The sequence below is a fragment of the Micromonospora luteifusca genome, from assembly GCF_016907275.1.
GTDB lineage: Bacteria > Actinomycetota > Actinomycetes > Mycobacteriales > Micromonosporaceae > Micromonospora > Micromonospora luteifusca.
The window spans coordinates 1,353,130-1,368,942 of the sequence record NZ_JAFBBP010000001.1 but is presented as its reverse complement, the minus strand read 5'-3'; the positions used below and the strand labels follow the sequence as shown (position 1 = coordinate 1,368,942).

Sequence of the window (15,813 nt, the reverse complement as noted above, 5' to 3'; positions counted from 1 at the left end):
CGGTGGCACCAAGGTCGGACGAGCCGCGCCGGGACCCCAAAGGGGCCCGGCGCGGTTCTTCACGTGAGGCAGGCCCCACCGACGGCGAGCCGCGCAACGGCGAGTCGGGCATCGGGGGCATCTCCGGCGCTCGGGCGTACACGCCGAGGGGCCGGACCGTCCGCGAGGAGCGCGGCACCCCACCCCGCAGTGTGGGCGCCGAGCAACGGCGTACGCCGCGCAGCACCCGGTCCGGTGACCCGTTTCGGCCGGCGTTGCAGGTGCTCGACGGCGGTCGGGCCGCCGCCCGGGCCGGTCGGCGCGACGCCCCGGCCGCTGGACGTGGCGGCGTGGTGCGCACCGTCGCGCCGCGTACCCCCCGTGGGCCGGGCGTCGACGAGCCGCCGCCGCGTCGCCGGACCACGCCGCGCGCACCTCGGCGCACCGACCGCCCGGCGGCCCGGCGGCCGTCCCGCAAGCCACCGCGCCCGCCGAAGCTGGCCGACTCGCGGCTGCGGCTGCGGCTGGGTACCGCGCTCGCCCTGACACTGTTCGCCACCATCGGAATTCGGCTGATCTTCCTCCAGGCGGTCGACACCCCGGCGTACGCCGGCGGCGGCACCGCCGCCCGCACCCGCACGGTCGAGTTACCCGCGCCGCGGGGAGCGATCTACGACAGCACCGGCGCGCCGCTGGCCCGCAGCGTCGAGGCGCGCTACGTGTTCGCCGACCCCACCGAGGTCAAGGACCAGGCCGGCACCGCCAAGGCGCTCTCACCGCTGCTCGCCATCCCGGCGTCGAAGCTCGCCGAGCTGCTCAAGCCCCGCAAGCTGGAGAGCGGCAACGCGTCCCGATTCGTGTACCTGGCCCGGGGGGTGGAGATCTCGACCGCCAAGCAGGTGCAGGCGCTGGAGCTGCCCGGGATCGGGGTGCACCGCGACGAACGCCGCGACGTGCCCGGCGGTGACCTGGCGGCCAACCTGATCGGCTTCACCAGTCAGGACATGGCCGGGCTGGAAGGGCTGGAGGCCCGCTACGACGACGTGCTCGCCGGGCAGGACGGCAAGCGGGTGTACGAGGCCGGCCGCCGTGACCTCGACGCGGCGATCCCGGGTGGCTACAGCCGGACCACACCCGCCAAGCCGGGCAGCTCGCTGGCCCTCACCATCGATCGTGACCTGCAGTTCCGGACGCAGCAGATCCTCAGCGAGGGCATGGCCAAGCTGCGCGGCGGCACCGGCGCGGCCGTGATCATCGAGATTCCCTCCGGTGCGGTCCTGGCCCAGGCCAGCAATCCCACCTACAGCGCGGCGAAGCCGCTGCCGAGCGACCCGGTCGCCCGCGAGGACGCGGCGACCAGTTTCGTCGTCGACCCCGGCTCGGTGCACAAGGCGATCACCTACGGCGCGGCCCTGCAGGAGGGGGTGATCACCCCGGACACCACGCTGCCCATCGCCAACAACATCAAGATGGGTGACACCTGGTTCTCCGACACGCATCCGGCCGACGGCAAACGGATGAGCATCCCCGGGATGCTCGCCTACTCGTCGAACGTCGGCACCATCACCATCGCCGAGAAGCTCGGCAAGGACCGGTTGATCGATTACCAGAAGCGGTTCGGGCTGGGCAAGCCGACCGGCGAGGGGATGCCGGGGGAGGCCAGCGGGCGACTGCTGCCGGCCGACGAGTGGAGCGGATCGTCGCACGGGTCGGTGCCGATCGGGCACAGCGTCGACGCCACACCGCTGCAGATGGCCGCCGCGTACGCCGCCATCGCCAACAACGGCACGTACGTGCAGCCGCACCTCATCAAGGAGGTGATCAGCCCGGACGGCAAGCGCACGCCCGCGCCGGCTCCGATCACCCGGTCGGTGCTCAGCCCGCAGAACGCGGCAGCCCTGCGCACCATGCTGGAGGCGGTCACCACGGTCGACCACGCGACCGGCGTGACCGCCGCGGTCCCGGGCTACCGGGTCGCCGGCAAGACCGGCACCGGCTCGCGGGTGGTCAACGGCAAGATTGACACCGACAAGGTGTCCTCCTTCATCGGCATGGCTCCCGCCGAGAACCCCCGGTACGTGATCGCGGTCTTCGCGTACGCGCCCGGCGGTGGGGGCGCGGCGGTCGCCAACACGGCGTTCCGCGACATGATGCAGTTCACCCTGCGTCACTATCGCGTGCCGCCGTCCACCGGCGGTTCCGCACCCAAGTTCGTGGTCTATCCGCGCTGAGCAGCGACGGCGGGACATCATCGGTGAGTGCCGACGAACCACCGGGGCGGCTGTACGGCCGGGACCGGACGACCGGGTAGGGTCTGACGCCGTGCCCGGCAATCCACGTCCACGTACCGTGACCGGAGTCCGGCTCGGTGACCTCGCCGTCCGACTCGCCGTCGACCTCCCGGCGGACGCCGCCACGGTGGTCGTCACCGGGACCACCCACGCCAGTCGCGAGGTCCACCCCGGAGACCTCTACGCGGCGCTGCCCGGTGCCCGTCGGCACGGCGCGGAGTTCGCCGCCGGCGCCGCCGAGGCGGGTGCCGTGGCCCTGCTGACCGACCCGGCGGGTGCGCAGCTCGCGGCGGGGAGCGGCCTGCCCGTCCTGGTGGTGCCCGACCCGCGTGCCGTGCTCGGCGAGCTGGCCTCGGCCGTCTACGGCGACCCGACCGAGGGTCTCACCGTGATCGGGGTGACCGGCACCGCCGGAAAGACCTCCACGGCGTACCTGGTCGAGTCCGGGTTGCGGGCCGCTGGCCACACCACCGGACTGATCGGCACGGTGGAGACGCGGCTCGGTGATCTGGTGATCGACAGCGTGCGCACCACCCCCGAGGCGACCGACCTGCACGCCATGCTGGCCACCGCCCGCGAGCGTGGCGTCACCGCCGTGGTCATGGAGGTTTCCAGCCACGCCCTGGCGATGGGTCGGGTGGGCGGTGTCCGGTTCGCCGTCGGGGGTTACACCAACTTCGGCTCCGACCACCTGGACTTCCACGCCGACCGCGACGACTACTTCGCCGCGAAGGCCCAGCTCTTCGACGGGCGCTGCGCGGTCGAGGTGCTCAACGCCGACGACCCGGCGTTGAAGCCGCTGCACAAGCCCGCGACGGTCACCTACTCGGCCGCAGGCGACCAGGGCGCGACCTGGTGGGCCGACGGCGTGGGCGGCGAGGGGTACGCCCAGCGGTTCACCGCGCACGGCCCGAACGGTGTGGTGCTGTCCGCCGGGGTGGCGCTGCCCGGCCGGCACAACGTGGCCAACGCGCTGTTGGCCATCGCCGTGCTGGTCGGTGCCGGGGTCGACCCGGCGACCGCCGCCGACGGTGTGGCCGCCTGCGGTGGTGTGCCCGGCCGGCTGGAACTGGTCGACTCGGTCGGGCCGGTGCGCGGGGTCGTCGACTACGCGCACAAGTCGGACGCGATCGTGGCCGCGCTGGCCGCGCTGCGCGAGCTGAGCGTCGGCCGGTTGATCTGTGTGATCGGTGCCGGCGGTGACCGGGACCGGGGTAAGCGCCCGGTGATGGGCGCCGCCGCTGCGGAGGGAGCCGACGTGGTGCTGGTGACCGACGACAACCCGCGGACCGAGGACCCGGCGGAGATCCGCGCCGAGGTGCTCGCCGGGGCGTACGCGGCCGCGACGGCCGCCCGGATCATCGAGGTGGCGGGCCGGCGGGCCGCGATCGACGAGGCGGTGCGGCTGGCCGAGCCGGGCGACGTGATCGCGCTGCTCGGCAAGGGGCACGAGCGGGGCCAGGAGGTGGCGGGCGAGGTGTTTCCGTTCGACGACAATGTCGAGCTGGCCGACGCGCTGCGGGCCCGCTTCTCCGACCCGGCGGGTCAGCGGTGATCGCGCTGAGCCTGGCCGAGGTGGCCGCCGCGGTCGACGGGCGGCTGGTGGGCGCCGACCCGGCCGCCGGCGTCACCGGCTCGGTGGAGTTCGACTCGCGCAAGGTGGTGCCCGGTTCGCTCTTCGTGGCCTTCCCGGGCGAGAAGGTCGACGGGCACGACTACGCGGCGACGGCGATCCAGGCTGGGGCGGTGGCGGTGCTCGGCACCCGCGAGGTGCCCGGGGTGCCGATGGTGCTTGTCGACGACGCTCTGACCGCGATGGGCCGGCTGGCCCGCGCGGCGGTGGACCGGCTGCCCGAGCTGACCGTGATCGGCGTGACCGGTTCGTCCGGCAAGACCACCACGAAGGACCTGATCGGTCAGCTCACCACCCGGCTCGGAGCCACGGTGGCGCCGCCCGGCTCGTTCAACAACGAGCTGGGGCACCCGTACACCGCGCTGCAGGCCGGACCGGACACCCGTTACCTGGTGATGGAGAAGGGCGCGCGCGGGATCGGGCACGTGCGGTACCTCTGCGAGTTGGTGCCGCCCCGGATCTCCGTGGTGCTCAACGTCGGCACGTCCCACATCGGCGAGTTCGGCTCGCAGGACAACATCGCCCTGGCCAAGGGCGAGCTGGTCGAGGCCCTGCCGTCGGACGGGCTGGCGGTGCTGAACGCCGACGACCCCCGGGTGGACGCGATGGCGAGCCGCACCGGGGCCCGGGTGGTCCGTTACGGCGAGGCCCCGGACGCCGACGTGCGCGCCGAGGACGTCACGCTGGACGAGCGGGGGCACCCGTCGTACACCCTGGTCACCCCGGAGGGCCGCGTTTCGGTGCGGCTCGGGCTGACCGGTCGGCACCAGGTCGGGAACACGCTCGCCGCGGCGGCGGTGGCCCGGGAGCTGGGCATGCCGCTGGCCGACCTGGCCGCGGCCCTCGGCGAGCTGGGGCTGGTCTCGACCCGTCGGATGGACGTCTTCGACCGTCCGGACGGGGTGACCGTCATCGACGACTCGTACAACGCCAACCCGGCCTCGATGGCGGTCGCGGTGCGGGCGCTGGCCAGCATCGGTCAGGGACGGCGTACCGTCGCGGTGCTCGGATACATGGCCGAGCTGGGCCCGTTCGAGTACGACGGCCATGCCGAGGTCGGCCAGCTCGTGGCCGAGCTGGGTGTCGACCGGCTGCTCGTGGTGGGCGAGCCGGCCGCGCCGATCCACGAAGGCGCGACAGCGGTAGCGAACTGGGGAGGAGAGTCGGTGTTGCTCACCGATCAGGCGGCGGCCGTCGAGGTGCTGCGGGGCGAACTACGACCGGGTGACGTCGTCCTGGTCAAGGGCTCCCGGTATCGGACCTGGGAGGTGGCCGACGCCCTGCGCGCCGACGCCGACGGGGAGCCGACCCGATGAGGGCGGTCATCGTCGCCATCGGGGTGGCCTTCCTCGTCTCGCTCTTCTGCACCCCGATCGCGATCAAGGTGTTCACCCGGCTGAAGGCCGGTCAGCCGATCCGGTCCGACGGCCCCGCCATGCACCAGGGCAAGAAGGGCACGCCCACGATGGGTGGCGTGGTCTTCATCCTGGCCACGGTGATCGCGTACGTGGCCGGGCACCTGGCCCTGACCACCCTGCCGGACCTGCAGATCGCCCAGGTCGAGCCGACCATCACCGCGCTGGTCCTGCTGGGGCTGATGGTCTTCTCCGGCGCGGTCGGCTTCATCGACGACTTCCTCAAGGTGCGCAAGCGCAACAGCGCCGGTCTGAACAAGCGCGGCAAGCTGCTCGGTCAGATCCTGGTCGGCGCGGTCTTCGGCGTGGTCGCCCTCTACTTCCCGAGCACGATGACCGACGCGACGGGCAGGGCGACCAACACCGAGACGGTGGGCAGCACCACGCTGAGCTTCATCCGGGACATCGACGCCCTGCAGGTCAGCAAGGTCGGCGCGGTGATCATCTTCATCTTCGTGGTGATGGCTGCGACGAACGGTGTCAACCTCACCGACGGCCTGGACGGTCTGGCCACCGGTGCCTCGGTGATGGTGCTCGCCGCGTACGCGTTGATCGCGTTCTGGCAGTACCGGCACTGGTGCGCCGACCCGAGCTACAAGCAGCCGTACTGCTACGCCGTCCGGGATCCGTTGGAGATCGCGCTGATAGCCGGGGCGGCGGCCGGGGCCTGTGTGGGCTTCCTCTGGTGGAACACGTCCCCGGCGCGGATCTTCATGGGCGACACCGGGGCGCTGGGGCTGGGCGGCCTGATCGCCGGCATGGCGATGTCCACCCGCACCATCCTGCTGCTGCCGATCATCGGTGGGCTCTTCGTGATCATCACGATGTCCGTGGTGATCCAGATCATCTCCTTCAAGACCACCGGTAAACGGGTGTTCCGAATGTCGCCCCTGCAACACCACTTCGAGTTGGCCGGCTGGAGCGAAGTCAACATCGTGGTGCGTTTCTGGATCATCGCCGGCATCGGCGTGGCCATCGCCCTGGGCCTGTTCTACAGCGAGTTCCTCGCCAACATGACCTGACCCCCCGCTCTCCGCGATCTTGCACTTTCGGCCCCCGGAATGCCCCTATCTGTGGCTTCCGTCGGGGCCGAAAGTGCAAGGTCGGCGGGAGGAGGGGGCCTCGACACGCCCGGGGTGGCGTTGTGGGCCCGCCGGGCGCGGCTAGCGGTGATGATGTCGGGGTGGGGGAGGATCCAGGCACCGACGACAGGACAGCCGGTCGACCGCGACGGTCACCGGGCGCGGCGCGTACCGCGGAGGCCAGCGCGCCCCCGGACGACGTGCGCGGCCCCGAGCCGGGTGCGGCACCGCGGGAGGCGGAACCGGCACCCTCCGTGCCGCTGCGCGGGATGGACGCGGCCAGCGGGCTCGCCGCGTTGCGCGGCCTACTGGACCGGCCGCTGGCCTCCTACTATCTGCTGCTGTCCTGCGCCGGCCTGCTGCTGCTGATCGGGCTGACCATGGTCTTCTCGGCGACCAGCGTGAAGGACTACGCCGAGGACGGCAACGCCTCGGCCTCGGTGACCAAGCAGGCCATCTTCGCGGTGATCGGCATCGTGGTGTTCTGGGCCTGCCAGCGACTGCCCGCCAGCACCTACCGATCGCTGGGCCGGCCGCTGCTGTTCACCTCGATCGCGCTGCTGCTGGTGCTCAACCTGCTGCTCGCCTACGCCCGGCTGACCGACCAGGACTCCGCCCGGATCGGCCCGATCGAGGCACGACTGCTCTGGCTGTTCATCGGCGGGATCCAGGTGCAGCCCTCCGAGCTGGCCAAGTTCGCGCTGGTGCTGTGGGGCGCGCACGTGATCGCCCGCAAGGGCGCCGCGCTGGGCTGGTGGCGGGAGCTGGCCACCCCGCTCTTCCCGGTGATGGGCCTGCTCTTCGTCCTGGTCGGTTACAACGACGTGGGCACCATGCTCTGCCTGCTGGCCCTGGTGGTCGGCCTGCTCTGGGCCGCCGGTGTGCGGATGCGGGTCTTCGGCGCCCTGACGGTGGTCGGACTGCTCGGTGTCGGCCTGCTCATCGCGGTGGCCTCGCTGGGTGCCGGTTCCGGCGAGAAGGGCGCGGACAACTACCGCCTGGCGCGACTGACGCTCTTTCTCAACGCGCCGCCGCCGGACAAGTGCGGGGACCCGTGCTACCAGGTCTACCAGGGTCGGCTGGCCATCGAGCACGGCGGCTGGTTCGGCGTGGGGCTGGGCAAGGGCAGCCTGAAGTGGGACTGGCTGCCCGAGGCGCACAACGACTTCATCTTCGCGATCATCGCCGAGGAGCTGGGCGTGATCGGGTGTGTCGTCATCCTCAGCCTGTTCGCGGTCCTCGCGTACACCGGGTTGCGGATCGCCCGGCGGGTCGACGACCCGTTCCGTCGGCTCGCCGCCGCCGCGGTGACGACCTGGCTGGTCAGCCAGGCTGTGATCAACATCGGTGGGGTGGTCGGGCTGCTGCCGATCACCGGCCTGCCGCTGCCGTTCATCTCCGACGGCGGAAGTGCCCTGGTGGTGACGTTGGCCGGCATCGGGATGCTGGCATCTTTCGCCCGCGCCGAACCCGATGCGGCCAGAGCACTGCATGCCCGTCCGCCGGCCCGGTGGGTCCGACTACTCTGGGCCCCGTTGCCGCCGCTTCCCGGCCGGCGCCGCCGACCGGCGACGCCGCCCGCCGGCCGAGGGTCCGTGCCCCGGTCCCGCGAGCGGCGCCACGACGACCAGGCCGCGCCGCGCGGGGTCCGACAGGACCGGAGCCGCGGGGGTACGGCGAGCGAGAGGAGACGCTGATGGGTCCGCTGCGTTCGGTGGTGCTCGCGGGAGGTGGCACCGGTGGGCACGTCTACCCGCTGCTCGCCTTCGCCGACTGCCTGCGCCGACACGACCCGGGCGTCCGGATCACCTGCCTTGGCACACCACGCGGTATGGAGAACGACCTGATTCCGCCGCACGGCTACGAGCTGCGGCAGATCCCGGCGTACCAGCTGCCCCGGTCGGTCAACATGAACCTGGTTCGTACCCCGGGCCGGATGTGGACCGCGGCCCGCGCCGCCGGCAAGGTGATCGACGAGGTGAAGGCCGACGTGGTCGTCGGCTTCGGCGGGTACGTCTCGGTGCCGGCCTACCTGGCCGCCTGGCGCCGGGAGCTGCCCATGGTGATCCACGAGGTGAACGTGCCACCGGGCGTGGCCAACCGGCTGGGCATGAAGTTCACCAAGAACATCGCCGTCGGCTTCCCGCACCAGCCGAGCCAGGCCGAGTCGCTGCGCGATGCCACCATCGTCGGGGTGCCTCTGCGCCGCACCATCGCCGGGCTGGACCGGTACGCGCTGCGTAACGCCGCCCGCGCCCACTTCGGGCTCCGCCCCGACCTGCCGGTGCTCTTCGTCTCCGGCGGTTCGTCGGGCGCCCGCTCGATCAACCTGGCGGTCTCCGGGGCGGCCAAGGAGCTGGCCCGCAACGGCGTGCAGGTGCTGCACGTGATGGGCGCCCGCAACGAGCCGGTGCCGATCCCCACCGACCTGCCGGTGCCGTACGTGACGCTGCCGTACCTGTCCGAGATGGAGTTGGGCTACGCCGCCGCCGACCTGATGCTGGCCCGGGGCGGGGCGATGACCGTCGCCGAGGTGGCCGCGATCGGGCTGCCCACGATCTACGTGCCGTACCCGCACAGCAACCAGGAGCAGAGGCGCAACGCGCTGCCCGTGGTGGAGGCCGGGGGAGGGCTGCTCGTCGACGACGCGGAGCTCACTCCGGACTGGCTGGAGCGCACCGTCATTCCGCTCATCCGTGACCCGCAGCGGTTGTACGCGATGGGCGCCGCCGCGGCAGCGTACGGGCGGCGCGACGGTGACGAGGCGCTGCGGTCCTTCGTCATCGAGGCGGTGGCCCGATGACCGCGCAGTTCACCCCGGCCGGCACGCTCACCGCCGAGGACCTGGGCGCCGTCCACCTGATCGGAGTGGGTGGGGTGGGCATGCTCGGCGTGGCCCGGCTGCTGCTCACCCGTGGCATCCGGGTCTCCGGCAGCGACCTGCGGGAGTGGCCGTCGCTGGCCGGCCTGCGGGCGCTCGGCGGCACCATCCACCTCAGCCACGAGGTGACCAACCTCGACGGCGTGGACACCGTCGTCTACTCCTCGGCCATTCCGCAGGACCACCTGGAGTTGGTCGAGGCGCGTCGGCGCGGGCTGCGGGTGCTGCACCGCTCGGAGGCGCTCGCCGCGGCGATGACCGGCCGCCGGGCGGTGGCGGTCGCCGGCACGCACGGCAAGACCACCACCACCTCGATGGTGACGATGGTGCTCCAGCAGGCCGGTGTGGACCCGTCCTTCGTGATCGGCGGGGAGATCTCCGAGGTCGGCTCGGGCGCCCACCACGGCACCGGCGAGCACTTCGTGGTCGAGGCGGACGAGAGTGACCGCTCGTTCCTCATCTACCGCCCGTACGTCTCGATCATCACCAACGTCGAGGCGGACCACCTGAACACCTACGGCGACTACGCGACGCTGGAGGCGGCGTTCGTGGAGTTCGCCCGCCTCACCGACCCGGACGGGTTCATCATCACCTGCGCCGACGACCCGGGCGGTCGGCGTTTGGCGGAGAGCCTGCGCGCCGAGGGGCGGCAGGTGTTCACCTACGGCGAGGCGGCCGACGCCGACCTTCGGTTGACCGAGATCGTCTCCTCCGCACGGGGGGTGCGCTACCTGGCCGCGATCGACGGCCGCTCGCTGGGCGAGTTCCGGCTGCCGGTGCCGGGGCGGCACATGGGGCTGAACAGCGCCGCCGCGGTGCTGGCCGCGTACCTGTTGGAACTGCCGCTGGAGGCGGCAGAGGCCGCGCTGGCGGTCTTCCCCGGAGTGCGACGGCGCTTCGAGCGCAAGGGTGTCGTGGACGGCGTGCTGGTCTACGACGAGTACGCGTACCACCCGACCTCGATGACGTTGGCGATGCAGACGCTGCGCGAGGTCGCCGGGGACGGCCGGCTGATCGTCGTCTTCCAGCCGTACCGGCTGTACCGCACCCGCGACAACCAGGCGGAGATCGCCGAGGCGTTGGCCATCGCCGACGAGGTGGTGCTGTTGGAGGTCTTCGGGCCGGGTGAGTTGCGTCAGCCCGGCGAGGGCTCGGCGGCGCTGATCGCGGCGGTGGATCTGCCCGCCGAGCAGAAGGTCTTCGTCGACTCGTGGGAGGCGGCACCGGTCGAGGTGGCCCGTCGCGCCCGCTCGGGCGACGTGGTGGTCACCATGGGCGCCCCGCCGATCTCGCTGATGGGCGACGAACTGTTGGCCGCGCTGGGTGCGCGGACCGCCGGCCCCGCTCCGACCGCGACCGTCGACCCGGTGGCCACCGCCCCGGCGATCGGTGATCCGGTGCCGGGTGGGACCACGGCCGGGGGCGACGGTGCGGCCCTCGGTGGCACCGCCGCGCCCGGTGGCACGGCGCCCATGGCCGGATGAGTCCCGGCCCGGCCCGAGGGCGGACCAGCGCCGCCGACGGTGGCGCCCCCCGTCGTGGTCCGGCCCGGCGTTGGCAGTTGGTCCGGGCGGGCCGTGACGCGGTACCGCCCTCGACCCGCCGGTTCATGGCCCGTGCCCGGCAGCGTCGCATGCGTGCGGCGCTGCCCTGGGCGGTGGCCGCCGGGGTGCTCGCGCTGGCCGGGCTGGTCGCCTGGACGCTGCTCGGCACCGGGCTGTTCGGGGTCCGGGAGGTGCGGGTGGAGGGTGCCGGCCTGGTCACCCCGGTGCAGGTGCACGACGCGGTCGGGGTGCCGGACGGAGTGCCGCTGGCCCGGGTGGACCTCGCCGCCGCCGCTCACCGGGTCGGTGCGCTGCCGGCGGTGGAGCGGGCCACGGTGTCCCGGGACTGGCCCGGCACGCTGGTGGTGCGGGTGACCGAGCGGACCCCGGTGGCCGCGGTGCCGCAGGGGGAGACGTTCGCCCTAATCGACCGGAGTGGGGTGGCGTTCCGGACGGTGGACCGACGCCCCGCCGAGCTGCCGCAGGTGACGGTGGCTCGCCCGGCCGCGGACGACCCGGGCACCCGGGCCGGGCTGGAGGTCCTCGTCGCCCTGACCCCGGAGCTGCGCGCGGAGCTCGTGGACGTGAACGTGGAGGGGTTGGCCCGGATCAGCCTGCGGTTGCGGGGCGACCGGACGGTGGTCTGGGGCGACGCGACCCGGGGGCCGGACAAGGCCCGGGTGGCCACCGCACTGCTCGACGAGGACGCCGCCCGGATCGACGTGAGCGCGCCGGATGTGGTGACCTTTCGCTGACCGGGGAGCGCGCGCGGAGGTGACCCGTCGCGCTCGGGTCGGCGACACGCCGGTCGGGTCCTTGGCTCATCGCGCGGTGGCGCTTACGTTGCCCCGAAGAGGATCAGTGGTTGACATAACTGTAAGCCTCTAGTAGAGGGTGAGGGTTCACCTCTGATCGTCGCTGGTGACAGATGTCGTCGGCCGCTGGTCTGGCCACGCCGTACCCGGTCGGCCGAAGCCAATCTCGAAGGAAAGGACCGGAGATGACACCTCCGCACAACTACCTGGCGGTCATCAAGGTCGTCGGCATCGGGGGCGGCGGCGTGAACGCCGTCAACCGGATGATCGAGGTTGGGCTCAAGGGCGTCGAGTTCATCGCGATCAACACCGATGCCCAGGCGCTGCTGATGAGTGACGCCGACGTCAAGCTCGACGTCGGCCGTGAGTTGACCCGGGGCCTGGGCGCCGGCGCCAACCCCGACGTCGGCAAGAACGCCGCCGAGGACCACCGCGACGAGATCGAGGAGGTGCTCAAGGGCGCCGACATGGTCTTCGTGACGTGTGGTGAGGGCGGCGGCACCGGCACCGGTGGCGCGCCGGTGGTGGCCAACATCGCCCGTAAGCTCGGCGCGCTGACCATCGGCGTGGTGACCCGGCCGTTCTCCTTCGAGGGCAAGCGCCGCCAGGTGCAGGCCGAGACGGGGATAGACGAACTCCGCAACCAGTGCGACACGCTGATCGTGATCCCGAACGACCGGCTGCTGGCCCTGGGTGACCGCAACATCAGCATGATGGACGCGTTCCGCACGGCCGACCAGGTGCTGCTCTCGGGTGTGCAGGGCATCACCGACCTGATCACCACCCCGGGTCTGATCAACCTGGACTTCGCCGACGTCAAGAGCGTGATGAGCGGTGCCGGCAGCGCGTTGATGGGCATCGGCAGCGCCCGCGGGGAGAACCGCGCGGTCGAGGCGGCCGAGGCGGCCATCTCCAGCCCGCTGCTGGAGCAGAGCATGGACGGCGCGCGTGGTGTGCTGCTCTCCATCGCCGGTGGGTCGGACCTGGGCCTGTTCGAGATCAACGACGCGGCCCAGCTGGTCACCGACGCCGCCCACCCGGATGCCAACATCATCTTCGGCGCCGTCATCGACGACGCGCTCGGTGACGAGGTGCGGGTGACGGTCATCGCGGCGGGCTTCGACGGCGGCACTCCCGCCTACAAGGCGGCTGAGCCGACCCGCAAGACCAACACCAACCAACCGGCGCCGCAGAGCACGCCGGTGCCGGCACCGGCCACCAACCCGGCTCCGGCCCAGTCGCCGCGCCGCGTGCTCTTCGACGACGTGGACGTTCCCGACTTCCTCAAGAACGGGTCCTGAGCACCGCCGATGACCGACAGCTCAGCAACGGTACGACCGGACCGGCGCGCCGAACTCGCGGCCGGCCTGGCCCACATCCGGACCCGGATCGCCGACGCCTGCGCGGAGGTCGGCCGGGACCGCGCCGAGGTCACGATGATCGCGGTGACGAAGACCTACCCGGCCAGCGACGTGTTGGCGCTGGCCGGGCTCGGGGTGACCGACATGGGGGAGAACCGCGACCAGGAGGCAGCCGGTAAGGCCGCCGAGGTCGCTGCGGCCGGGGTGCGTCCCCGGTGGCACTTCATCGGTCAGTTGCAGCGCAACAAGGCCCGCTCGGTGGTCCGCTACGCCGACGCGGTGCACTCCGTCGACAGTGTCCGGCTGGCCCGGGCGTTGGCCTCCGCGGCCGCCGACCGGGAGTCGCCGCTCGACGCCATGGTCCAGGTGAGCCTGGACGGCGACGCGGCCCGGGGCGGCGCGCTGCCCGGTTCGGCCGATCCGGGTGCCGGCCTGGAGCCGGTGGCCGAGGCGGTGGCCGAGGGGTCAGGGCTGCGTCTGGTCGGTCTGATGGCGGTGGCTCCGCTGGGTTGGGAGCCGGACCGGGCCTTCGCCCGACTCGCGGAGGTTGCCGGCGCGTTTCGGGCGGTCCATCCGGGAGCCACCGCGTTGTCCGCGGGAATGAGCGGAGATTTCGAAATCGCGATCCGATACGGCGCGACACATGTCCGCGTCGGTAGCGCGTTGCTCGGAATGCGTCCCACGCTGCGGTAGCCTGACCGCGAGACATGCAAATTACATCAGTGTTGTTTCAGGGGCGGCGTCTCCTAGTCGGGGGTCGTGGCGCGCGACGCGAATCGCGTGCCGGGGGATTGCCGTTCTGGTCCGATGGGCATGGTTGTCCACTCGCGACGGGCGACATGGCACGGGGGCGCGTGCCGCACGGCGGACGGAAGGGCGCGGGATGGGTGCACTGCGCAAGGCGGGGGTCTGGCTCGGTCTGGTCGAAGAGGACGACGAGCGGGCCTACGACGACGGTGGCTACGACAAGGGTGGCTACCGCGACTCGCGGTACCGGCAGAGCCGGTACGCCGAGGAGTTCACCGACGAGGATGAGGACGACACCGAGGAGCCGCCGGCTCCCCGGCCACGCGCCAGTGAGCGGGGTCGACTCTCCGAGCGGGCGAGCGGGCGGCTGAGCGAGTCCGAGCGTGGTGACGGCGAGCGTCCGGAGCGGGCCGAGCGGTCCAGCGTTCGATCGATCACCCGGTCGTCGGCTGGCGAGACCTCCGGCGCGCTGACCTACCACACCCGTGACAACCTGGCGCTCGCGCCGCAGGTCACGTCGCGGGAGCGGGCGTTGCCCGAGGAGGAGCAGCGCTACCAGATCACCACGCTGCACCCGACCACCTACCGGGAAGCGCGCACCATCGGCGAGCACTTCCGCGACGGCGTCCCAGTGATCATCAATCTCACCGAAATGGATGAGGCCGATGCCCGCCGTCTGGTGGACTTCGCCGCCGGTCTGGCGTTCGGCCTGCGCGGTACGATCGAGCGCGTGACCAATCGGGTGTTCCTGCTCTCACCGGCCAACGTCCAGGTCACCGCTGAGGACAAGGCCAAGATCGCTGAGGGCGGCTTTTTCAGTCTGAGTTGACCCCGCCCGACCCGAGGGACGTCGCTGACCGTGTTGTCGATCTTACTGCAAGTGCTGTACCTGATCCTTTATGTCTTCCTGCTTCTGCTTCTGTCCCGGTTCGTGTTGAGCGCCGTCCTGCAGTACGGCCGTCGCTGGCAACCGGGGCGTGGCGCATCGGCAGGATTGGAATCCGTGTGGAGCGTCACTGATCCCCCTCTCAACGCGTTGAGGCGTGTGATCCCTCCGCTGCGAATTGGTACCGTGAGCATCGACCTGGCCTCCCTTGTGCTCCTGGTTATCCTGTTCGTGCTGATGGAGTTCGTGTTAGGGCCGTCGATCAGGGCATCTGCCTGATGACCGACGCGCTTTCGCGGCCGCAACTGACCCGAGGAGTTTCGATGCCGCTGACCCCGGCCGACGTCCACAACGTCGCCTTCAAAAAGCCGCCGATCGGCAAGCGGGGGTATGACGAGGAGGAGGTCGACGCTTTCCTGGACGAGGTTGAGCGCGAGCTCGCCCGTCTCATCGAGGAGAACAACGAGCTGCGCGCCCAGGTGGAGCGCGGCGGCCGTGGCGGCGCCCCCGCAGGCCCCGGCGGCGACGCCCGACTCGCGGCGGAGCTCAACGACGTCAAGGCCCAACTGGACCGGGTGCAGCGCGACAAGTCGGCGGCCGAGCAGGCTGCCCGCGCGATGCAGGCCGAGCTGGAGCAGGTCCGCGCAACCGGCGGCCCCGCGGTCACCGGTGACGGCGAGCAGCAGGCCCTGCGCGTGCTGATGATGGCCCAGCGCACCGCCGACGACCACGTGTCCGACGCCCGTCGCGAGGCCGACCAGCTGCTGTCCGAGGCCCGCGGTAAGGCCGAGGAGGTGACCCGCGAGGCTCGCGCGAAGGCCGACGCCCTCGAGCGGGACGCTCGCCAGCGGCACCAGGAGGCCATGGGCGGCCTGGACGCCAAGCGCACGGCTCTGCAGAAGCACATCGAGGAGCTCAAGCAGTTCGAGCGCGAGTACCGCACCCGGCTCAAGGCGTACCTCGAGAGCCAGTTGCGTGACCTCGACGGTCGCGGCCAGGGCCTCGAAGCCGAGATGACCCGCTCCGAGGCAGGCCGGGTCGCCGGCGGCAACGGGCTGGCCGCAGCGGGCCTCGCCGGTTCGTACGGCGGCGGCGGGCGTTCCGGCGCCCTCGAATCCGGACGCTGAGCACCGGCCGGCGATCGCTCTCCGCCAATGGTGACGGTCGCCGGCCTAGCCT

General features: G+C 71.9%; 13 protein-coding genes. All 13 read left to right on the top strand.

The features are described from left to right. Positions 1-2: 2 nt before the first annotated feature. Positions 3-2,210, top strand: coding sequence for a peptidoglycan D,D-transpeptidase FtsI family protein (locus JOD64_RS05740; RefSeq protein ID WP_204941281.1), 2,208 nt, complete (start codon positions 3-5; stop codon positions 2,208-2,210). Positions 2,211-2,301: 91 nt separating this feature from the next. Further along, positions 2,302-3,825, top strand: coding sequence for a UDP-N-acetylmuramoyl-L-alanyl-D-glutamate--2,6-diaminopimelate ligase (locus tag JOD64_RS05735; protein WP_204941280.1), 1,524 nt, complete (start codon positions 2,302-2,304; stop codon positions 3,823-3,825). Next, entirely contained in the window at positions 3,822-5,219 is a 1,398-nt protein-coding gene (locus tag JOD64_RS05730) for a UDP-N-acetylmuramoyl-tripeptide--D-alanyl-D-alanine ligase (RefSeq protein ID WP_204941279.1), read from the top strand. The genes JOD64_RS05735 and JOD64_RS05730 overlap by 4 nt, the downstream gene beginning before the upstream one ends. After that, on the top strand, positions 5,216-6,340 hold the full coding sequence (mraY, locus tag JOD64_RS05725; RefSeq protein WP_204941278.1) for a phospho-N-acetylmuramoyl-pentapeptide-transferase: 1,125 nt from the start codon (positions 5,216-5,218) through the stop codon (positions 6,338-6,340). Before JOD64_RS05730 ends, mraY begins: the two co-directional genes overlap by 4 nt. A gap of 329 nt (positions 6,341-6,669) precedes the next feature. Then, positions 6,670-8,097, top strand: a complete 1,428-nt coding sequence (locus JOD64_RS05720; protein ID WP_110564189.1) for an FtsW/RodA/SpoVE family cell cycle protein — start codon at positions 6,670-6,672, stop codon at positions 8,095-8,097. Beyond that, positions 8,097-9,203: an undecaprenyldiphospho-muramoylpentapeptide beta-N-acetylglucosaminyltransferase gene (murG, locus tag JOD64_RS05715; RefSeq protein ID WP_204941277.1), complete on the top strand. Its 1,107-nt coding sequence runs from the start codon at positions 8,097-8,099 to the stop codon at positions 9,201-9,203. Before JOD64_RS05720 ends, murG begins: the two co-directional genes overlap by 1 nt. Beyond that, on the top strand, positions 9,200-10,765 hold the full coding sequence (murC, locus tag JOD64_RS05710) for a UDP-N-acetylmuramate--L-alanine ligase (protein WP_204941276.1): 1,566 nt from the start codon (positions 9,200-9,202) through the stop codon (positions 10,763-10,765). Before murG ends, murC begins: the two co-directional genes overlap by 4 nt. Then, on the top strand, positions 10,762-11,580 hold the full coding sequence (locus JOD64_RS05705; RefSeq protein WP_204941275.1) for a cell division protein FtsQ/DivIB: 819 nt from the start codon (positions 10,762-10,764) through the stop codon (positions 11,578-11,580). Before murC ends, JOD64_RS05705 begins: the two co-directional genes overlap by 4 nt. Before the next feature lie 245 nt (positions 11,581-11,825). Beyond that, a complete protein-coding gene (gene ftsZ, locus JOD64_RS05700) occupies positions 11,826-12,941 on the top strand; it encodes a cell division protein FtsZ (protein WP_110564078.1) in 1,116 nt (371 codons plus the stop codon). Between the two features lie 9 nt (positions 12,942-12,950). Continuing rightward, a complete protein-coding gene (locus tag JOD64_RS05695) occupies positions 12,951-13,694 on the top strand; it encodes a YggS family pyridoxal phosphate-dependent enzyme (RefSeq protein WP_204941274.1) in 744 nt (247 codons plus the stop codon). A gap of 190 nt (positions 13,695-13,884) precedes the next feature. Continuing rightward, complete coding sequence (locus JOD64_RS05690; protein ID WP_204941273.1) at positions 13,885-14,577, top strand: cell division protein SepF; 693 nt, start codon at positions 13,885-13,887, stop codon at positions 14,575-14,577. A 30-nt stretch (positions 14,578-14,607) separates the two neighbouring features. Next, positions 14,608-14,913: a YggT family protein gene (locus JOD64_RS05685; RefSeq protein ID WP_030334503.1), complete on the top strand. Its 306-nt coding sequence runs from the start codon at positions 14,608-14,610 to the stop codon at positions 14,911-14,913. 44 nt (positions 14,914-14,957) lie between these two features. Next, positions 14,958-15,761: a DivIVA domain-containing protein gene (locus tag JOD64_RS05680; protein WP_204941272.1), complete on the top strand. Its 804-nt coding sequence runs from the start codon at positions 14,958-14,960 to the stop codon at positions 15,759-15,761. The last annotated feature ends 52 nt before the right edge of the window (positions 15,762-15,813 follow it).